The organism is Pseudomonas sp. AC242 (assembly GCF_979258655.1).
Window position 1 is genome coordinate 4130871 of the sequence record NZ_OZ409873.1, and the last position, 20125, is coordinate 4150995.

Consider the following 20125-nt stretch of genomic DNA (forward strand, 5'->3'; position numbering starts at 1 on the left):
GTCGAACTCAGGTTCTGAACAGCATCCGATCGGTTCCCACCCCTCCTCGCCCATTGGGAAAGGGAACTGACCGAGGAATTCGGGCGAGATACACCGACCTGAGATTCCGAGTCGAACTCAGGTTCTGAAAGGCCCCCGATCGGCGCCCTTCCCCTCGCCCCCCTTGGGGGAGAGGGTTGGGGTGAGGGGGTAGATTTACCAAGCACTGCAAATCTACAGCCTGCCCCAACAAAAAGCCCCGCATCTGCGGGGCTTCGTGTTTTAGGCGGCGGACTTGGCCTTGATCTTCTTCAGCTCTTCATCACGCAACTCGCGGCGCAGGATCTTGCCGACGTTGGTGGTCGGCAGCGCATCGCGGAATTCCACCGAACGCGGCACCTTGTAGCCGGTGACGTTGGCGCGCATGTGCTCCATCACCGTTTCCTTGGTCAGCGTGACGCCCGGCTTGGCAACGATGAAGATCTTGATCGCCTCGCCCGACTTCTCGTCCGGCACGCCGATGGCCGCGCACTGCAACACGCCCGGCAGGGTCGCCAGCACGTCTTCCAGTTCGTTCGGGTAGACGTTGAAACCGGAGACCAGAATCATGTCTTTCTTGCGATCGACGATGCGCATGTAGCCGTCCGGCTGGATCAGTGCGATGTCACCGGTCTTCAGCCAGCCTTCGCTGTCGAGCATTTCATCGGTGGCTTCCTGACGCTGCCAGTAACCCTTCATCACTTGCGGGCCTTTGACGCACAGCTCGCCGATTTCACCCAACGGCTGCTCGACACCGGCATCGTCGATGACTTTGCACAGTGTCGATGGCACCGGAATACCGATGGTGCCGATCTGGATGTTCTGGATCGGGTTGACCGTGGCCACCGGACTGGTTTCGGTCATGCCGTAACCTTCACAGATAGCGCAACCGGTCACCGCTTTCCAGCGCTCGGCAGCAGCCAGTTGCAGGGCCATGCCGCCGGACAAGGTGACTTTCAGCGCAGAGAAATCCAGCTTGCGGAAACCTTCGTTGTTGCACAGTGCCACGAACAGCGTGTTGAGACCGACGAAACCGCTGAACTTCCACTTCGACAGTTCCTTGACCATCGCCGGCAGGTCGCGCGGGTTGCTGATCAGGATGTTGTGGTTGCCGATCAGCATCATCGCCATGCAATGAAAGGTGAACGCATAGATGTGGTACAGCGGCAGCGGCGTGATCAGGATTTCGCAACCTTCATTGAGGTTGGAGCCCATCAGCGCTTTGCACTGCAGCATGTTGGCGACAAGGTTGCGATGGGTCAGCATCGCGCCTTTGGCCACGCCAGTAGTGCCGCCAGTGTATTGCAGCACCGCAACGTCGCCGCTGTGCGGATTGGCTTCGGCCACCGGCTGGCCCTGGCCCTTGCTCAGCACGTCGTTGAACTTGACGGCTTTGGGCAGGTGATAGGCCGGCACCATTTTTTTCACGTACTTGATGACGCTGTTGATCAGCAGACGCTTGATCGGCGGCAACAGGTCGGCGACTTCAGTGACGATAACGTGTTTGACGCCGGTTTTCGGCACCACGGCTTCGGCCAGGTGCGCCATGTTCGCCAGGCACACCAGCGCCTTGGCGCCGGAGTCATTGAATTGGTGTTCCATTTCCCGCGCGGTGTACAGCGGGTTGGTGTTGACCACGATCAGCCCGGCGCGGATCGCACCGAAGACGGCTACCGGGTACTGCAGAACGTTGGGCAGTTGCACGGCGATTCGATCACCGGGCTGCAAATCGGTATGCTGTTGCAGATACGCGGCAAACGCACCGGACAATTCGTACAATTCACCGTAGGTGATTGTCTTGCCCAGGTTGCTGAAAGCCGGTTTGTTGGCGAAGCGTTGGCAGGATTGCTTCAACACTGCCTGAATGTTCGGATACTCGTCCGGATTGATGTCGGCAGCAATTCCAGCCGGGTATTTATCCTTCCAAAAGTCTTCGATCATGGAAGCCCACTCCTCAGCAACGCGAATTCTTCACCGCATTTGATGCGATTATTATTGGTGTGTGTTTGGTATTGGTGAATCTGGCTTTTATATAGGCCGAGAAGTCACAAAGCGCGCCGAGAGTAGCAGCTTTGCCAAGGGTCGACTAGAGCCAAAAGCGGCCCCTACAGTCATTATCATGACTCAAGACTATCTAGCAGTCATTTTAGAGCAAAAATCCTAGAACAACCTTAAAGCCCCGGTTTTCGGGGACTTAAAGCAAAAGATCGCAGCCTTCGGCAGCTCCTACAGGAAATGCATTCCAAGGTAGGAGCTGCCGCAGGCTGCGATCTTTTTGCTTCTGGTCTTTAAGCGATATCGCGCAACTCGCGCCGCAGAATTTTCCCGACAGGCGTCATCGGCAATGACTCACGCAACACAATGTGTTTCGGCACTTTGTAAGCGGTGAAATTCTCTTTGCAGTAGGCCTTGAGCTCTTCAAGACTGACCCCCGTTTCCCGCGCCACCACAAACAACTTCACCGCCTCGCCCGAGCGCTCGTCCGGCACGCCGATCACTGCGCAATTGGCGACTTTCGGATGCGCCATCACCACGTCTTCGATTTCATTGGGGTACACGTTGAAACCGGAGACGATGATCATGTCCTTCTTGCGATCGACGATTCGCACAAAACCGTCCGGATCGATCACCGCAATGTCACCGGACTTGAACCAGCCCTCGGCATCCAGCACTTCGGCGGTGGCTTCCGGTTTGTGCCAGTAGCCCTTCATGATCTGCGGGCCCTTGATGCACAACTCGCCGCGCTCGCCCATCGGCTGTTCGACACCGTCATCGTTGATGACTTTCAGCAACGTGCCCGGCACTGGCAGGCCGACCGTGCCCAGCCGCGATTGATCGCCGTACGGGTTGGTACAGGCCACCGGTGAAGTTTCGGTGAGGCCGTAACCTTCGGTGATGCGGCAACCGGTTATTTGCTCCCAGCGCTCGGCGGTGGCCTTGACCAGCGCGGTGCCGCCGGAGTTGGTGAGCTTCAGACTGGAGAAATCGAGGGTCTTGAAATCCGCGTGATCCATCAGCGCCACGAACAAGGTGTTCAAGCCCAGCAGCGCCGAGAAGCGCCAGTTCTTCAGCTCCTTGATGAAGCCGGCAATGTCGCGCGGGTTGGTGATCAGCACGTTGTGGTTGCCGGAAACCATCATGCACATGCAGTTCGCGGTGAAGGCATAGATGTGATACAGCGGCAGCGGCGCAATCATCACTTCCTGGCCTTCGCGCAGCAGCGGCTGGCCGTCCGGGCCGAGTTGCGCGAGACAGGCGCGCACTTGCTGCATGTTCGCCACCAGATTGCCGTGAGTGAGCATCGCGCCTTTGGCCAGGCCGGTGGTGCCGCCGGTGTATTGCAGCACGGCGATGTCGTCGAGACCGACCTTCAGCGGCTTGACCCCAAGGCCACGGCCCATGCGCAGTGCACTTTTGAAGGAGATCGCCTGCGGCAGCGAATACGCCGGGACCATTTTCTTCACTTTACTGACCACGGTGTTGACCAGCCAACCCTTGGCAGTGGGCATCAGGTCGCCCATCTTCGCTTCGATCAGGTATTGAATGTCGGTGTCGGGCAGCACTTCCTGGACTTTCTGGCCGAACATGTTCAGGTACACCAGTGCTCGTGCGCCGGAATCCTTGAACTGATGGCGCATCTCCCGCGCGGTGTACAGCGGGTTGGTGTTGACCACGATCAGCCCGGCACGCAGTGCACCGAACACGGCAATCGGGTAATGCAGGACGTTGGGCATCTGCACCGCAATGCGATCGCCCGGAACCAGATCGGTATGCGCCTGCAGGTAACCGGCGAAGGCGGCGCTCTGACGCTCGAGTTCAGCGTAGGTCAGGGTGATGCCCATGTTGCTGAACGCCGGGCGATCAGCGAACTTCTTGCAGGAACGCTCGAACACCTCGATCACCGACTTGAACTCTCCCATGTCGATGTCCAGCGGTACGCCGGCCGGGCGTTTGTCGTTCCAGAAATCAGGTTGCATTGTTCTTGTCCTCTTTACCTGAGCTGATCCGGGGCCGCTTTCTGTCATTTCTGAAAAAGCGGAGCTTCACGGACACTAGCAGTTATGGCCATTGAGGCAAATATGGGCAAAGCCGTCATTGATCGTGTGAATCTTCCTGCCGTGGCGTGGGCTGATCAGACGCGCTATACAATGATCCGACTCTGAGCAAAGGAATCGCCATGATCCACGACACCCTATGGCTGGACGCGAGTGACCGCAGCCGCCTGTTCGTCAATCAATGGCTGCCGGCGGCGCCGTTGAAAGCGGTGATCCTGCTGGCCCATGGCATGGCGGAACACAGCGGCCGCTACGCACGACTGGCCGACACGTTTTGCGACAAAGGATATGGCGTATATGCGCCGGATTTACGCGGACATGGCAAAACCGCCAATCACGGTACCCTCGGCCACTTCGCCGATGACGATGGCTGGTGCAAAGTGCTCGGCGATCTGGCCAGCCTCAATCAGCACATCGGCCAGCAGCACCCCGGCGTGCCGATCATCCTGCTGGGCCACAGCATGGGCAGTTACATCGCCCAAGGTTATTTGCTGCATCACAGCGCCAGTCTGCACGGAGCGATTCTCAGTGGTTCCAACTTTCAGCCCGTTGCGCTGTACCGCGCTGCGCGGCAGATCGCCCGCCTGGAAAAACTCCGTCAGGGTGGCAAGGGCCGCAGTGCGCTGATCGAATGGCTGTCGTTCGGCTCGTTCAATAACCAATTCAAACCGGTGCGCACACGCTTCGACTGGCTCAGCCGCGATCCGGCGGAGGTCGACTTGTACGCCAACGACCCGCTGTGTGGCTTTCGCTGCACCAATCAACTGTGGATCGACCTGCTCGGCGGCTTGCAGCAGATCAGCAAAGCGTCCAATCTCGCGCAGATCGATCCGGGCCTGCCGCTGCTGGTAATCGGCGGCGAATGTGATCCGGTGAGTGAAGGCAAGCGTCTGACAGATCTGGCCAATGCCTTGCGCACGGCCGGCAGCCAGCACCTGCAACTGAAGATCTACCCGCAGGCGCGGCACGAATTGTTCAACGAAACCAATCGCGACGAAGTGATCGCTGATGTGCTGGCCTGGATCGATCAGGCCCTGAGCCATCCGCGCCCTCAGCGCAGCGAATAATTTTTTGTGGATTCACTGAATCCGTCACAGGAATCGAGACCAATGACCCAGGTTACCAACATCCCTTACGAAGCCCTCGAAGTCGGCCAGACCGCCAGCTACAGCAAGACCGTCGAAGAACGCGACATTCAACTGTTCGCCGCCATGTCCGGCGACCACAACCCGGTGCACCTTGACGCCGAATTTGCCGCCGCGAGCATGTTCAAGGAGCGTATCGCTCACGGTATGTTCAGTGGCGCGCTGATCAGTGCCGCCGTTGCCTGCGAGCTGCCTGGGCCGGGGACTATTTATATCGGTCAACAGATGAGCTTTCAGAAGCCGGTGAAGATCGGTGACACGCTGACCGTGCGCCTGGAAATTCTCGAGAAGCTGCCAAAGTTTCGTGTGCGCATTGCCACTCGTGTATTCAACCAGCGTGATGAGCTGGTGGTGGATGGTGAGGCTGAGATTCTGGCGCCGCGTAAGCAGCAGACCGTAACACTGCCAACGCTGCCGGCGATTAGTATTGGCTGATTGATTGGTGGTGTGTCAGTGAGCGCTTTTCCCCCTCACCCCAGCCCTCCCGAAACGTCGGACCGCCCCCAGGGGGGCGAGGGGGAAAGGGAGCCGATCTCGATGCTTTTCAAAACCTGAGTTCACCTCAGATCGTTCAAGTCGGTGTATCTCCCACATTCACCCCAATCAGTCCCTTCTCCCCCAAGGGGCGAGGGGGAAAGGGAGCCGATCTCCGTGGTTTTCAGATCTTGAGTTCGACTGGATATTTCAGGTCGGCGTACCTCGACAGAACACCTGGATCAGTCCCCTCTCCCTCCGGGAGAGGGCTAGGGTGAGGGGCTCTTGCTTTGGCTTTCCCCCAGACATAAAAAAACGCCAGACTAGCTGGCGTTTTTTATAACCGGCAAACGCTTACGAACGAGCACGAGCCTGGTTACGCAGGGCTTTCACCTGGTCGTGGTTGCGTTGTACGCCGTGGTATTGGCGTTCAACCAGATCACGAATACCCACCAGGTTGTGCTTGGTGATTTTCTCGAGGGCTTCTTTGTAGGCCTTCAGTGCGTGGTCTTCACCGCGCTCGGCTTCGTTCAGCACAGCTTCTTCGTCCTTGCCGGTGAACATGGCTTTGACGTCGACCCAACGACGGTGCAGGTCACCGCTGACGCTGGTGGAAGTTTCCGGATCGCCGCCCAGCTTGCGAACTTCGGCCTGCAGTTCTGCTGCAGCGGTTGCGCAATCGGCAGAGCGGGTGACAAACAGGGTTTTCAGTTCTGGATGTTTGATGTCTTCGGCGCAAGTCTTGAACCCTTCCTGACCGTCCTTGCAGGTTTCAATCAGGTCATTGAGTACAGAGATGGCTTCTTTATTCATGTCGGTCATTTTTCAATTCCTTGCGATTGGTTGAAGATGCAAGGGATATTGCAGTGTGCGTGCCAGCTTTTTTCTTTATAGAATTTCTTTAATTATCAACGAGTTAAAGATAAGTGAACTATCTGTATCACGGTTATTTGCATGATCTGTCATTTGGCCTGCATGCAGAATGCCTGTATTTTCCAAGCTGATTTGAAGCCAGACGAAATCCCTGATGAATCCCGAAAAACTCGAACTGCTGATCACCCGCGAAATGCCCTTCGGCAAGTACAAGGGCCGAATCATTGCCGACCTCCCGGGGCCGTACCTGAACTGGTTTGCCCGTGAAGGTTTCCCTCACGGCGAACTCGGCGGCCTGCTCGCGCTGATGCAGGAGATCGACCATAACGGCCTCTCGGACTTGCTCGAACCGCTGCGCGCCAAACACGGCAAACCTGCCCCGCGCCATTGAAGCGCCCTCCTCTCTAGAGTCAGCCGACCATGCCCGATAACACCCGCCGTGCCCGTGACGAAGCCTTCTGGCAAACGTTCGCCGACCGTTACGACGTTCAACCCGGTCCCGTGAACCTGGAAAACGGTTACTTCGGGCGCATGTCGCGCACAGTAATCGAGGAATACCAGCGCAATATCGAGCTGATCAACACCAGCAATTCGGTGTACGTGCGCCAGCGTTTCGAGCAGCACGACAACCTCGATATCCGTGCGCAACTGGCCGAGCTGATCGGTGTGCGCGCGCAGAGCGTAGCCTTCACCTGTAACGCCACCGAAGGCCTGCAGTCGCTGATCCGCAACTACAACCGTTTGCAACCGGGCGATCAGGTGCTGATCAGTGATCTGGAATACGACACGGTCAAAGGCGCCATGCGCTGGCTGGCCAGACATCGTGGCGCCGATGTGATCGAGATTGCCCACGCGCACCCAGCGAGTTACGACAGCCTGGTGGAGACTTACCGCGAAGCGTTCAGCGGCCACCCGAAGATCAAGCTGATGGCCCTTACTCACGTCACTCACCGCACCGGTCTGGTGATGCCGGTACAAGCCATCGCCGCGCTGGCCAAAGAGCATGGCGTCGATGTCATCCTCGACGGCGCCCATGCACTCGGTCAGATCGAGTTCGACCTCGACTCCCTCGGCATCGCGTTCGCCGGATACAACCTGCACAAATGGATCGGCGCACCGCTCACACTCGGCTTCCTCTATATCGCGCCGCAACGCTTGGCCGATATCGATCCGGACATGGATGAAATGCATTACCCGGCCAATGATATCCGTGCGCGCACCTCGTACAGCACGCCGAACATTCCAGCACTGATGACCTTGCCGCTGGTGTTCGAGGAGCACCGCTCCCTCGGCGGTGCGCCGGCCAAAGGCGCTCGCGTCAATTATCTGCGCAATCTGTGGGTCAGCGCGGTAAGGCACTTGCCGGGCATCGAAGTCATGACGCCAGACGATCCAAGGCTATATTGCGGCATCACATCGCTGCGTTTCACCCGGCACGACGATCAACAAGCGATGGCGGAGCGCCTGCTCAATGATTACAACCTGTTCACCGTGGTGCGTAACGGCGCCGCCAGCGGACCGAGCATCCGCATTACACCGGGGCTGACCACCACCGCTGGCGACATGCAGTTGCTGGTCCGCGCGCTGAACGAGCTGCGCTAAAACACCGCGCCTGTGGACTTCTCGTAACCTGCAAGGCCGATCTGCGACGACACCGCAAAGGTGTCGACGCCGATCGTCAGGCTGCCGAAGTAGCCGTCCTCAAGACCTTCCCCGCCAATCGCTCGCAACGACAGCCGCGAGGCGTCATCGCCCACCGCTTCACAGCCACATACACTGGGAAGATGCAGCCGTCCTGCCCAGGCCTCCTGATGTGACTGCGGGTGTTGATCATCACTGGCGATGCACACGGTCATGGCGATGCACGAGGCCCCGCCAGAGTGCTGATCCGGGTAAATACTGGTAAACCGCACGATGCCTTGGCTGTCGGTCGACTGGGCGCCGCACAGGCTGTCGGCGCCGATGTTCTGTTCGATCCGGACCTCGGCGCCAACCACTGGCTCACCGGTCATGGCGTCGACCAGGACCAGACGCAAAATCAGGGGCAGGCCTTCGATGCCGCCACTGATGTTGCGCACCTTGCCTTCGGTTTTGCGCCAATCGAAGCTGCCAGGGATATGAGTGTGCCGTTGCCGAAGAGGCTGATGGGGCAAGTCTGCTGATTGATGGTCGTCCATGAGGCGTTCTCTCTTCCGTAAGATGAACGCAGATTAGCGTCACGCCAACGCGGTTGTGCGGTAACTATGTATCGCGTCGTAACGGTGTCGATGTAGGCGCTGCCGAAGGCTGCGATCTTTTGATGTTGGCGCTCAAGAGCAAGGTCAAAAGATCGCAGCCTCGTTTCACTCGACAGCTCCTACATAGCTTCTACATAGCAATTTTCAGGCAAAAAAAACGGTGCACCGACCAAGCGCACCGTAAAGCCGTAGAACACACAACGAAGTGTCTGGTAACAATCAGTCCAGCAGCGCCAACGCCTCAGCGGTGCATTCCTGAATACGCGCCCAGTCGCCGTTCTTGATCCACTCCGGATCAAGCATCCAGCTACCGCCGACGCACATGACGTTTTTCAGCGCCATGTAGCTCTTGATGTTGGCCGGGCCGACGCCGCCAGTCGGGCAGAATTTCACTTCGCCGAACGGGCCGCCGAGGGCCTTGATTGCCGCCACGCCACCGCTGACTTCCGCCGGGAACAACTTGAAGCGGCGATAGCCCAGACCATAACCTTCCATGATGCCGGAGGCGTTGCTGATGCCCGGCAACAACGGAATCGGGCTGTCGACGCTGGCTTCCAGCAGGTCACGGGTGATGCCCGGGGTGACGATGAATTGCGAACCGGCCGCTTCGGCAGCAGCCAGCATGTTGCGATCCAGTACGGTGCCGGCACCGGTCATCAGTTCCGGGCGCTGTTCGCGCAGGATCTGAATGGCCTTGAGGCCGAACTGCGAACGCAGGGTCACTTCCAGCGCGGTCAGACCACCGGCAGCCAGAGCGTCGGCCAGTGGCAGCACGTCCTGTTCACGAGCGATGGTGATCACCGGCAGGATCCGCGCCTTGGCGCAGAGGCTGTCGATCAGGGCAACTTTGTCCGCCATGGAAACGGTCGGGGATGGGGTTGTCATAGCGGCTGTTCCTTGGCTCATGGGCACCAGTAAATCTCTAACGTAGGTTGCAGAAACGCGCGCACCGGCATGGTGGCGACGTCGTCGGATGCCAGTGCGGCATTCAGGGTGGTCAGTTTCGACTGACCGGAAATCGACAGAATCTTGTGCTTCGCAGAGGCCAGCAGCGCTCGGCTCATGGTCAGACGCTGACGCGGCACGCTCGGCGCCAGCATTGGCCAGCAACGACGCGCGCCATCAGCCTGCAAGGCTTCGGTGAGGTTCGGGCTGTCGGGGAACAGCGACGCGGTGTGACCGTCATCACCCATGCCCAGCACCAGCACGTCAATCGGCGGCAATTCGGCGAGCAAGCGATCAGCCTGTTCAGCAGCCTGCTCGACGTTGGCCGCCGCGCTATAAAGGCTGAGGAACTGCGCCTTGGCCGCCGGGCCTTTGAGCAAATATTGCTTGAGCAAACCGGCATTGCTGTCGGCGTGTTCAACCGGTACCCAGCGTTCGTCGGCGAGGGTCACGACGACCTTCGACCAGTCCAGATCCTGCTTGGCCAGGTGCTGGAAAAACGCCACCGGACTACGACCGCCAGACACCACCAGCACCGCGTTGCCGCGTGCCGCAATGGCCTCGCTCAATTGCTTGGCGACGTTCAGCGCCAGACCTTCGGCCAACAGCACCGGGCTCTTGTATTCGTGAGCGTTCACGCCCGCAGGCAGTTGCACATCAGATATCGCCATACCACGACCTCCCGTCCCGCGTGATCAATGCAATGGAGCTCATCGGCCCCCACGACCCGGCCGCATAAGGCTTGGGCGCGTCACCGGATTTTTTCCACCCGGCGATCAGCTGGTCACACCACTTCCACGCGGCTTCAATTTCATCTTTACGGACAAACAGGTTCTGATTGCCGTTCATCACTTCCAGCAACAATCGCTCGTAGGCATCGGGGATCCGCGCGCTACGCCAGGTGTCGGAGAAATTCAGTTGCAGCGGCCCGCTGCGCAGTTGCATGCCTTTGTCCAGGCCCTGCTCTTTGGTCATCACGCGCAAGGAAATGCCTTCGTCCGGTTGCAGGCGGATGATCAGTTTGTTGCTGATCTGCAGGCGTTGTTCCGGCGCAAAAATGTAGTGCGACGGTTCCTTGAAGTGGATGACGATCTGCGACAGCTTTTGCGGCATGCGTTTGCCGGTACGCAGGTAAAACGGCACGCCGGCCCAGCGCCAGTTGCGGATGTCGGCACGCAGAGCGACGAAGGTTTCGGTGTCGCTCTGGGTGTTGGAATTCGGTTCTTCGAGGTAACCCGGTACGGATTTGCCTTCGCTGTGGCCGGCGATGTACTGGCCGCGCACGACCTGCGTGGTCAGGCCTTCCGGACTGATCGGCGCGAGCGCCTTGAGCACTTTGACTTTCTCGTCACGGATACTGTCGGCGGACAGGTCAGCCGGCGGGTCCATGGCGATCAGGCAGAGCAACTGCAACAGGTGATTCTGGATCATGTCGCGCAGTTGGCCGGCCTTGTCGAAGTAGCCCCAGCGGCCTTCGATGCCAACCTTCTCGGCCACGGTGATTTCCACGTGGGAGATGTAATTCTGGTTCCACTGGGTTTCGAACAGGCTGTTGGCGAAGCGCAGGGCGATCAGGTTCTGAACGGTTTCTTTGCCCAGGTAGTGGTCGATGCGGTAGGTGCGGTTTTCCGGGAAGAACTGCGCTACCGCGTCGTTCACCTTGCGCGACGATTCGAGGTCGGAGCCGATCGGTTTTTCCAGCACCACACGGGTATTTTCTGCCAGACCGACTTTCGCCAGGTTCTCGCAGATCGCGCCGTACACCGCTGCCGGCGTGGCGAAGTAGGCAATCATGCGTTGCGTGCTGCCAGCCAGTTCGGCCAGCGCCACATAATCTTCAGATCTGAGGAAGTCGACGTGCAGGTAGGTCAGGCGTGCGAGAAAACGCTCGGCGACGGCCTCGTCCAGCTCTTTGCCTACATAACGACGCAGTTCGGCGGCGATGAACGCCATGTGCTGTTGCTCGGAACCTTCTTCACGGGCCAACGCGATGATGCGCGTGTCCTCGTGCAGCAGATCAGCGCCATCGAGGTGATAAAGGGCAGGAAACAGCTTGCGCAGGGCCAGATCGCCAAGCGCGCCGAACAAGGCAAAGGTGCACGGTTCAACCGTAATCGAAGGCATGATGTTTGTTCTTTTATCAAGTTAAGCTACAAATACCTTTTTTCAAGGCATCACTCAAGGGAAAATGTAGTAATAACCACAACATTTTCGCAAAATACAGATTCCGAGTGGTGGTCGGTCGGAGCCATCAGTAGGATAGGCCACCGTTACGGGCCATATCAAAGGCCCAATTTGCATAGCCCGGCGCACCTTTGCGCAGGTGAATTAGGAATTCCATATGGACCGCGTGCGAAATTTACTGGAACAGATCCAGAGTCGCCTTGAAGACCTGAACAAGGCCGAACGCAAAGTCGCCGAGGTGATCCTGCTCAACCCGCAGCAGGCCACCCGCTTCAGCATCGCCGCCCTCGCCCAGGCGGCCTCGGTGAGCGAACCGACGGTCAACCGTTTCTGCCGTTCGTTCGGTGTCAGCGGCTATCCCGAACTCAAGCTGCAACTGGCGCAGAGCCTGGCCAGCGGCGCGGCGTATGTCAGCCGCGCGGTCGAGGCCGACGACAATCCCGAGGCGTACACGCAGAAGATTTTCGGCAGCGCCATCGCGTCGCTGGACAGTGCTTGCCAGGCGCTCGATCCGAACCTGATCAGCCGCGCCGTCGACCTGTTGATTCAAGCACGACAGATCCACTTCTTCGGCCTCGGCGCTTCGGCGCCGGTGGCGCTGGATGCGCAGCACAAGTTCTTCCGCTTCAACCTCGCCGTCACCGCGCACGCCGATGTGTTGATGCAACGGATGATTGCCTCAGTGGCGCACACCGGTGAGTTGTTCGTGATCATCTCCTACACCGGCCGTACCCGTGAGCTGGTCGAAGTGGCGCGCATTGCTCGCGAGAACGGCGCTTCGGTGTTGGGTTTGACGGCGGAGAATTCGCCGCTGGCCAAGGCGAGTACCTTGAGCCTGAATATTCCGTTGCCGGAAGACACCGACATTTATATGCCGATGACGTCGCGGATCATTCAGTTGACGGTGCTGGATGTGTTGGCGACCGGGATGACCTTGCGTCGTGGCGTGGATTTCCAGCCGCATCTGCGCAAGATCAAAGAGAGCTTGAATGCCAGCCGGTATCCGGTGGGTGACGAGTTTAATTAGGACGCTTCGCGTAAAAGATTGCAGCCTTCGGCAGCTCCTACAGGGGTTGATCGTTCCCACGCTCTGCGTGGGAATGCAGCCCGTGACGCTCCGCGTCACTGGACGCGGAGCGTCCCTTGAGGCATTCCCACGCAGAGCGTGGGAACGATCATCAAGCCGCCGCCCACGCCTGCAAACTCAAATGCGCCTTCTCCCCCGGCGCCAGATGCAGACTGTCCGTCCCGCCCGCCGCCGCTTCCACGCACACGAACTCGGAAATCTCATCCCACGTCACGCCCAACAACGGCCGCGCTCCCGGATGCCACACCACCGTGTCCGCGCTGTCCCCGGTATCGATGCACAACTCACGCTGCCAGGCGTGATCTTTCAACTGCAATTCGCCGTCGTGCTGGAACACCCGCTGACAGCCGCCATCCACCCGCAACTCACCTTCCTGCTGGCAAACCTGGCGATTCAACTGGTCATAACCCTGCGCTCCTTCGAGCCCAGACAGCGCTATCTCACCGACATCGCCAATACGCCAGTAAGCATGCAAAGCCTGGCTCAACTGGCACGGCATGTCGTCCTGATGCTCGGTGCTCAGGCGTAATTCCATGCGTTCGCCCAGGTGTGCATGCAAATCAACCTGCCAGTCGCACAGCTGCAATTGCCAATGCAGGCGCACGCCGTCTTCGGCGCTGCTGCTGTCGAGCAACTTCCAGTCGAGCAACCGCGCCCAGCCATGCGATGGCCAGGCGTTTTCGCTCGGATGACGGCCATACCACGGCCAGCACACCGGCACACCACCGCGAATGGCACCCACGTGCGGCCACTTCGCCGCACACCACAACCACGGCTTTTGCCCACGCGGCTGAAAGTGCAGCAACTGCGCGCCCTGACGACTGAACACCGCCTGACACAGCGGGTGATCGATCACCAAGACGTCGCGCATCTGATAGCGCTCCCAAGCGAACACCGGTTGTTCACGCAGGGATTTGAAGAAGCGTTGTAGCGGATGCTCATGCATTGGCCACGGTTCCGAATTCAACTGTCACGGGGATTACTGCCCCTCAAAAAAAAGCGGACAGCCTGGGCTGTCCGCAAATATGCGCACATAGAGAGGAGCTTATCGCAGACGCGTTAGAACGTAGACTGAATTTTCAGGCCAGCGACCAATGCGTTGTCCACTTCATCCACACCGCCCGGGTGAGTGATGTACTGCAGGTTAGGACGTACGGTCAGCCAGTTGGTGACGTGGAAGCCGTAGTTGATCTCGTAGTTGTATTCGGTTTCGCGAATTGGCGAGAACACCGGATTGTCGTAGTCCGACACACCGTTGGAAGCGTTCAGCAGCTCGGCGTTTTTCTTCACGTCATCGTTGACGTGGATACGCGCCGCGCCGATACCGACGTCATCCTTCGGACGCGCGTCGAACGGGCCTTTGTAGACGAACATCACCGACTGGTAGTTGTCGATGAAGTTGGTGTCTTTGTCGTGGAACGTGGCGTTGGCCGCGATATTCAGACCGCGAGAAGCATCACCGTTGTGGCTGGTGAGTTGCTGTTGCGCCACGAACCAGTAGCCGCTTTTGCTGCTGTGGGTTTTGTACGCGTCGCCAGTGGTGGCGGCGTCGAAACCGTTGACGTCTTCACGAACGTCGTCGGCATCGGCCGTGCTCTTGTAGTAACCGACGCGGTATTCGCCCGGCAGGCTGTTGACCTTCGGCGACCAGACCAACTCAACCGGCAACACAGTACCTTTGGTGCCGCTGCCGCTGAGTTTGAAGCCGTTGCCGTGTTCCAGCTGCGACGGGTTCTGGTTGTACGCACCGATTTGCGCGTAGAGCTCGTCGTTGATGTTGTACTTCACACGGATCGCGGCCTGGCTGACCGGCCAGTTGTACCAGATGTTGGTTGCCCAGTTACCCACTTGCGAACCGCAGAACGCGAGGTTCTGGAAGTCGCACGGGAAGGTGTTGAAGTCTTCGCCTTCACCGAAGTAACCGGCCTTGACGTCGAGTTTGTTGTCGAAGAACTGGTGCTGAATCCACAACTGGGTCAGACGCACCATGTGGCCACGACCGTAAACTTCTTGCGAGGAGCTCAAGGTGCCGGCACGCGGATCGCCAACGCGGTCGTTGGAGATGTTGTAACCGTTACGGTTGGTCAGCTGGATCTTCGCCTGGGTGTTATCCCAGCCCCAGAGCTTTTGCAGATCGAGTGCCACGCCCAGACCGAACTGGTCAGCGTAACGCGCGGTCTTGTCGTCGTTGTAGCCACCGTTCAGGTTGCCACCGACTTCCCCAACGTAGTCAGCCTTGATGTCGATACCCTGCTCGATCAGCTTGGTACGCTCGCCACCCCAGTCGCCGGTCATCCATTTCGAATCGGAACTGAAGGCATCCGCCGCCATGGCGTTACCGGCCAGCACCAAGGCCGCCGCAGCCGACACTTGGCAGATCAACCGGGCATTGACGTGTTTCTTTTTCATCCCTACATCCTCGTCTTTATTGTTATTAACTGTTTTTATCTAACGCGGTTTACATAAATTGCGATGGATTACAGGCAATCCACCGCGTGCTCCTTTTGGAATCCAATCCCTGTGGGAGCTGGCTTGCCAGCGATGGCGGTGCTTCAGGCGACATCCATGTTGGATGTGCCGGCCTCATCGCTGGCAAGCCAGCTCCCACATGACCGCATTCCAGCATTGATCTTCAGCGGCCTTTGAATTGCGCCACGTTCGCAGACCGCGCATCGGTCTGTGGTTGGCCGGCAGTGCCGAGGCGCTCACCGGTCGTGGCATCGAACAACAACACTTTTGACGGATCGAATTGCAGCGTCAGGTTCTCGCCCACCTGCGGTGCCACGTCCGGCGCCAGACGGCAGCAGACTTTGGTTTCATTGAGGTTGACGAATACCAGCGTGTCCGGGCCGGTCGGCTCAGTCACCTGCACTTCGGCACGAATGCTTGGCAGGCCATTGCCCTCACCGTTCGCCAACACGATTTGCTCCGGGCGCAGGCCGAGGATCACTTCGCGATCTTCGAGCCCGGCGTCCTGCATGCTCATCGGCAGCTCGCAACGCGCCTGACCGCTGTCGAGCAGCGCCAGCAGACGACCGTCCTTGCGTTGCAGACGCAGCGGAATGAAGTTCATCGGCGGTGAACCGATGAAACTCGCGACGAACAGGTTGGCCGGGTCGTTGTAGATCTCTTTTGGCGTGCCGAACTGCTGAATGATGCCGTCCTTCATCACCGCAACCTTGTCGCCCAGGGTCATCGCTTCGATCTGGTCGTGGGTTACGTAGACCGTGGTGGTTTTCAGGCGCTGGTGCATCAGTTTCATTTCGGTGCGCATCTCGACGCGCAGCTTGGCGTCGAGGTTGGACAGCGGTTCGTCGAACAGATAAATCTTTGGTCGACGTGCCAGTGCACGGCCCATCGCCACACGCTGCTGCTGACCACCGGAAAGCTGACCCGGCTTGCGATTGAGCAGGTGCTCGATCTGCAGCAGCTTGGCCACGCGCGCGACTTCTTCATCGATCGCCGACTGCGGCATCTTGCGAATCTTCAGACCGAACTCAATGTTCTCGCGCACGCTCATGGTCGGGTACAGCGCGTAGGACTGGAACACCATGGCGATGTCGCGATCCTTCGGGCTCATGCCGCTGACGTCTTGATCACCGATCATGATCGCGCCGCCGGTGATGGTTTCCAGACCGGCGATGCAGTTCATCAAGGTCGATTTGCCGCAGCCCGACGGGCCGACGAGGATCAGGAACTCACCGTCCTTGATCGACAGTTCAATGTTCTTCAGGGTGTCCGGCAGGCCGGCACCGTAGGTCTTGTTGACGTTGCGAAGTTCGAGCGTTGCCATGATTACCCCTTGACTGCGCCGGCCGTCAGCCCGCGCACGAAATACTTGCCTGCGACCACATAGACCAGCAGGGTCGGCAGGCCGGCGATCATCGCCGCTGCCATATCAACGTTGTATTCCTTGGCGCCGGTGCTGGTGTTGACCAGGTTGTTCAGCGCTACCGTAATCGGCTGCGAATCACCACTGGAGAACACCACACCGAACAGGAAGTCGTTCCAGATCTGGGTGAACTGCCAGATCAGGCAAACCATGATGATCGGCGTCGACATCGGCAGAATGATCCGGCGGAAAATGGTGAAGAAACCCGCGCCGTCCAGACGTGCAGCTTTCACCAGCGCATCCGGAATGCTCACGTAGTAGTTACGGAAGAACAGCGTGGTGAACGCCAGACCGTAAACCACATGGATAAACACCAGGCCAGTGGTGGTGCTTGCCAGGCCCATCTTGCCGAGGGTGAACGAGGCTGGCAGCAGCACAGTCTGGAATGGCAGGAAGCAGCCGAACAACAGCAGACCGAAGAACAGCTGCGAACCACGGAAGCGCCAGAACGACAGCACATAACCGTTCAACGCACCGATGGCGGTGGAGATGATCACGGCCGGAACGGTGATCTTGATCGAGTTCCAGAAGTAACCGTCAACCGTGGCCCAGGCCTTGACCCAGCCGATGCCGCTGACCACGGTCGGCCAGCTCAGCAGGTTGCCGGTGCTGATGTCTTCCGGAGTCTTGAAGCTGGTCAGCAACATGACCACCAGCGGCACCAGATAAAGCAGTACGGCGAGGATCAGCACCGCGTAGATCGCGATGCGACTCAGGCTGATAGCAGGTTTGGCAGCGAGACTAGTCATTGCGCTTGGTCCTCAGCTCGGAATACAGGTAAGGCACGATGATCGCGAGGATCGCACCGAGCATCAGAATCGCACTGGCCGAGCCCATGCCCATCTGGCCGCGACTGAAGGTGAAGGAATACATGAACATCGCGGGCAGGTCGGAGGAGTAACCCGGGCCGCCGGCAGTCATCGCCGCGACGAGGTCGAAGCTCTTGATCGCGATGTGGGCGAGGATCATCACCGCACTGAAGAACACCGGACGCAGGCTTGGCAGCACCACTTTCCAATAGATCGTCGGCATGCTCGCGCCATCGATCTGGGCGGCACGGATGATCGATTGATCAACGCCACGCAGGCCGGCAAGGAACATCGCCATGATGAAGCCCGAGGCTTGCCACACAGCGGCGATCACCAGGCAGTAAACCACGCGATCCGGGTCGATCAGCCAGTCGAGACGGAAGCCTTCCCAGCCCCAGTCACGCAACAATTTGTCCAGGCCCATGCCCGGGTTGAGCAGCCATTTCCACGCGGTACCGGTGACGATCATCGAGAGCGCCATCGGGTACAGGTAAATGGTGCGGATAAAGCCTTCGCGACGGATGCGCTGGTCGAGGAACACCGCCAGCAACACGCCAATCACCAAGGTGATGCCGATGAACATACCGCCGAACACCGCGAGGTTTTTGCTCGCGACCCACCAGCGGTCGTTGTCGAACAACCGCGCGTATTGCGCCAGACCGGCCCACTTGTAGTTGGGCAGGAAAGTCGAGGTGGTGAACGACAGCACGAACGTCCACAGGATGTAGCCATAGAAGCCCACCAGCACGATGAACATGCTCGGCGCCAGCACCAGTTTGGGTAGCCAGCGTTGCAATGCATCGAACGGCGAGGCCTTGCTGAACACAGCAACAGAACTCATGGGGAAATCCAGTACGAGAGAAAAGGACTACTTGGGCAACTCGCCCCCTTGTAGGAGTGAGCCTGCTCGCGATTGCGGTGTGTCAGTTGATAAATCTGTTACCTGATCAACTGCTATCGCGAGCAGGCTCACTCCTACCGGGGCCAAGCATTACTTGGCGGACTTGATCGCAGCGCCGAGTTTCTTGGCGGTGTCGGCCGGGTCGGCTTTCGGGTCGTTGATGTAGTTGGTCACGACATCAAAGAACGCGCCTTGCACGGCCAGCGTGGTCGCCATGTTGTGCGCCATGCTTGGTTGCAGGCCGCCGGACTTGGCGTCCGCGAGGAAGTCCTTGGCAGCAGTCTGTGCGCAGGAGTCGAAGCCGAGCTTGTCCATGTTGTTTAACATGTCGTTGCGAACCGGGATCGAGCCTTTGTTGATGCTGAAGACTTTCTGGAAGTTTTCACCCAGCACGACTTTGGCGATGTCCTGCTGACCGGCCGCAGTGCCGGCGTCTTTCTGTTTGAACACGGCCAGCGAGTCGATGTTGTAGGTGAACGCCTTGTCGGTGCCCGGGAAAGCTACGCACTCGTAGTCTTTGCCCGCGACTTTCTTGGCGGCGGTCCATTCGGACTTGGCCCAGTCACCCATGATCTGCATGCCGGCCTTGCCGTTGATGACCTTGGCTGCTTCCAGGTTCCAGTCCTGACCTTTGCCGTCGGCGTCCATGTAGGTCGCGACTTTCTTCAGCTCGGTCAGCGCTTTGACCATTTCCGGGCCGGTCAGCGCGGCGTTGTCCAGGTCAACCAGGGCTTTCTTGTAACCATCGACACCCATGACCGAGAGCACCACGGCTTCGAACACGGTGCTGTCCTGCCAAGGCTGACCGCCGTGAGCCAGCGGAATGAAGCCCGCAGCCTTCAGCTTGTCGCCAGCGGCATAGAATTCTTCGAGGGTGGTCGGGTTCTTGGTGATCCCGGCTTTCTTGAACACTTCCGGGTTGATCCACAGCCAGTTCACGCGGTGAATATTCACCGGCACGGCCACGTAATCACCGTCGTACTTCACGGTATCGGAGACTTTCTTGTCGAGCAGGCTGTCCCACTTTTCCGACTTGGCGACGTCTTTCAAAACGTCGGTGTCGAGCAGGCCAGTGGATGCCCATTCCTGGATGTCCGGGCCTTTGATCTGGGCAACGCCAGGCGGGTTGCCAGCGACTGCCCGGCTTTTCAGCACGGTCATGGCAGTCGCACCGCCACCACCGGCGACAGCGCCGTCTTTCCAGGTGAAACCGTCTTTTTCGACTTGGGCCTTGAGCACATCAACGGCAGCTTTTTCGCCACCGGACGTCCACCAGTGCACGACTTCGACCGAACCTTTGGATTCGGCAGCGGAAACACTGAGAGGCAGAATTGCGAGCGGGAACAGGGAGGCGACAGAAATGACAGTAGCGAGGCGAGAAATCGCATTCATCTGAGATGTACCTTTCTTGTTGTTATGCATGCAAGTCTGGTGCTTGCGCTGCACAGGAGTTTAAACAGGACGTTTCCCTTCGCAGGTAACGAAGGGACGCGCGAATGTCACCA

At 58.8% G+C, this 20125-nt stretch carries 18 protein-coding genes; 5 read left to right on the forward strand and 13 right to left on the reverse strand.

The window, feature by feature from the left end; genetic code table 11:
- Nucleotides 1–261: 261 nt before the first annotated feature.
- Nucleotides 262–1959: a long-chain-fatty-acid--CoA ligase FadD1 gene (gene fadD1, locus ACZZ0A_RS18570; RefSeq protein ID WP_007917844.1), complete on the reverse strand. Its 1698-nt coding sequence runs from the start codon at nucleotides 1957–1959 to the stop codon at nucleotides 262–264.
- A 347-nt stretch (nucleotides 1960–2306) separates the two neighbouring features.
- Nucleotides 2307–3995: a long-chain-fatty-acid--CoA ligase FadD2 gene (gene fadD2 / locus ACZZ0A_RS18575; protein ID WP_095112256.1), complete on the reverse strand. Its 1689-nt coding sequence runs from the start codon at nucleotides 3993–3995 to the stop codon at nucleotides 2307–2309.
- 200 nt (nucleotides 3996–4195) lie between these two features.
- Between fadD2 and ACZZ0A_RS18580 the strand changes: the two genes are divergently transcribed.
- Together ACZZ0A_RS18580 and ACZZ0A_RS18585 are read left to right on the forward strand one after the other, a co-directional pair.
- Nucleotides 4196–5140 carry an alpha/beta hydrolase gene (locus ACZZ0A_RS18580; RefSeq protein WP_414893481.1) on the forward strand — a complete coding sequence of 315 codons (945 nt, stop codon included), beginning with the start codon at nucleotides 4196–4198 and terminating at the stop codon, nucleotides 5138–5140.
- A 42-nt stretch (nucleotides 5141–5182) separates the two neighbouring features.
- Nucleotides 5183–5653 (forward strand): MaoC family dehydratase, encoded by a 471-nt coding sequence (locus tag ACZZ0A_RS18585; RefSeq protein WP_003227420.1) that lies wholly within the window; start codon nucleotides 5183–5185, stop codon nucleotides 5651–5653.
- A gap of 393 nt (nucleotides 5654–6046) precedes the next feature.
- Here the strand turns inward: ACZZ0A_RS18585 and ACZZ0A_RS18590 are convergent, their stop codons facing one another.
- The gene (locus ACZZ0A_RS18590) at nucleotides 6047–6514 is read right to left on the reverse strand and encodes a ferritin-like domain-containing protein (protein WP_007917852.1); all 468 of its coding nucleotides are present in this window, start codon (nucleotides 6512–6514) and stop codon (nucleotides 6047–6049) included.
- 205 nt (nucleotides 6515–6719) lie between these two features.
- On the opposite strand from ACZZ0A_RS18590, the gene ACZZ0A_RS18595 reads away from it, so the two are divergent.
- Both ACZZ0A_RS18595 and ACZZ0A_RS18600 read left to right on the forward strand, forming a co-directional pair.
- A complete protein-coding gene (locus ACZZ0A_RS18595; RefSeq protein WP_003227425.1) occupies nucleotides 6720–6956 on the forward strand; it encodes a DUF3820 family protein in 237 nt (78 codons plus the stop codon).
- A 29-nt stretch (nucleotides 6957–6985) separates the two neighbouring features.
- On the forward strand, nucleotides 6986–8167 hold the full coding sequence (locus tag ACZZ0A_RS18600) for an aminotransferase class V-fold PLP-dependent enzyme (protein ID WP_463543564.1): 1182 nt from the start codon (nucleotides 6986–6988) through the stop codon (nucleotides 8165–8167).
- Here ACZZ0A_RS18600 and ACZZ0A_RS18605 read toward each other — a convergent pair.
- From ACZZ0A_RS18605 to zwf, 4 genes are all read right to left on the reverse strand, one after another.
- Nucleotides 8164–8742, reverse strand: a complete 579-nt coding sequence (locus ACZZ0A_RS18605) for a peptidase associated/transthyretin-like domain-containing protein (RefSeq protein ID WP_095112261.1) — start codon at nucleotides 8740–8742, stop codon at nucleotides 8164–8166. The two genes, ACZZ0A_RS18600 and ACZZ0A_RS18605, sit on opposite strands and share 4 nt — an antisense overlap.
- 279 nt (nucleotides 8743–9021) lie before the next feature.
- Nucleotides 9022–9687 (reverse strand): bifunctional 4-hydroxy-2-oxoglutarate aldolase/2-dehydro-3-deoxy-phosphogluconate aldolase, encoded by a 666-nt coding sequence (locus ACZZ0A_RS18610; RefSeq protein WP_016773539.1) that lies wholly within the window; start codon nucleotides 9685–9687, stop codon nucleotides 9022–9024.
- 17 nt (nucleotides 9688–9704) lie between these two features.
- Entirely contained in the window at nucleotides 9705–10418 is a 714-nt protein-coding gene (pgl, locus tag ACZZ0A_RS18615; protein ID WP_007917859.1) for a 6-phosphogluconolactonase, read from the reverse strand.
- Nucleotides 10405–11871: a glucose-6-phosphate dehydrogenase gene (gene zwf / locus ACZZ0A_RS18620; RefSeq protein ID WP_007917863.1), complete on the reverse strand. Its 1467-nt coding sequence runs from the start codon at nucleotides 11869–11871 to the stop codon at nucleotides 10405–10407. Before zwf ends, pgl begins: the two co-directional genes overlap by 14 nt.
- Nucleotides 11872–12097: 226 nt before the next feature.
- On the opposite strand from zwf, the gene ACZZ0A_RS18625 reads away from it, so the two are divergent.
- Nucleotides 12098–12958: a MurR/RpiR family transcriptional regulator gene (locus tag ACZZ0A_RS18625; protein WP_171057240.1), complete on the forward strand. Its 861-nt coding sequence runs from the start codon at nucleotides 12098–12100 to the stop codon at nucleotides 12956–12958.
- A 151-nt stretch (nucleotides 12959–13109) separates the two neighbouring features.
- Here ACZZ0A_RS18625 and ACZZ0A_RS18630 read toward each other — a convergent pair whose 3' ends face one another.
- The 6 genes from ACZZ0A_RS18630 to ACZZ0A_RS18655 form a co-directional block, all read right to left on the reverse strand.
- Nucleotides 13110–13964 carry a D-hexose-6-phosphate mutarotase gene (locus ACZZ0A_RS18630; protein ID WP_007917868.1) on the reverse strand — a complete coding sequence of 285 codons (855 nt, stop codon included), beginning with the start codon at nucleotides 13962–13964 and terminating at the stop codon, nucleotides 13110–13112.
- Nucleotides 13965–14077: 113 nt separating this feature from the next.
- Nucleotides 14078–15427, reverse strand: a complete 1350-nt coding sequence (locus tag ACZZ0A_RS18635; RefSeq protein ID WP_007917870.1) for a carbohydrate porin — start codon at nucleotides 15425–15427, stop codon at nucleotides 14078–14080.
- A 223-nt stretch (nucleotides 15428–15650) separates the two neighbouring features.
- Nucleotides 15651–16811: an ABC transporter ATP-binding protein gene (locus ACZZ0A_RS18640; RefSeq protein WP_463543565.1), complete on the reverse strand. Its 1161-nt coding sequence runs from the start codon at nucleotides 16809–16811 to the stop codon at nucleotides 15651–15653.
- Nucleotides 16812–16813: 2 nt separating this feature from the next.
- Entirely contained in the window at nucleotides 16814–17659 is an 846-nt protein-coding gene (locus ACZZ0A_RS18645; RefSeq protein WP_007917872.1) for a carbohydrate ABC transporter permease, read from the reverse strand.
- Nucleotides 17652–18560 carry a carbohydrate ABC transporter permease gene (locus ACZZ0A_RS18650; protein WP_007917874.1) on the reverse strand — a complete coding sequence of 303 codons (909 nt, stop codon included), beginning with the start codon at nucleotides 18558–18560 and terminating at the stop codon, nucleotides 17652–17654. The genes ACZZ0A_RS18645 and ACZZ0A_RS18650 overlap by 8 nt, the downstream gene beginning before the upstream one ends.
- A gap of 150 nt (nucleotides 18561–18710) precedes the next feature.
- Nucleotides 18711–20012 carry an ABC transporter substrate-binding protein gene (locus ACZZ0A_RS18655; protein WP_007917875.1) on the reverse strand — a complete coding sequence of 434 codons (1302 nt, stop codon included), beginning with the start codon at nucleotides 20010–20012 and terminating at the stop codon, nucleotides 18711–18713.
- Between the last annotated feature and the right edge of the window lie 113 nt (nucleotides 20013–20125).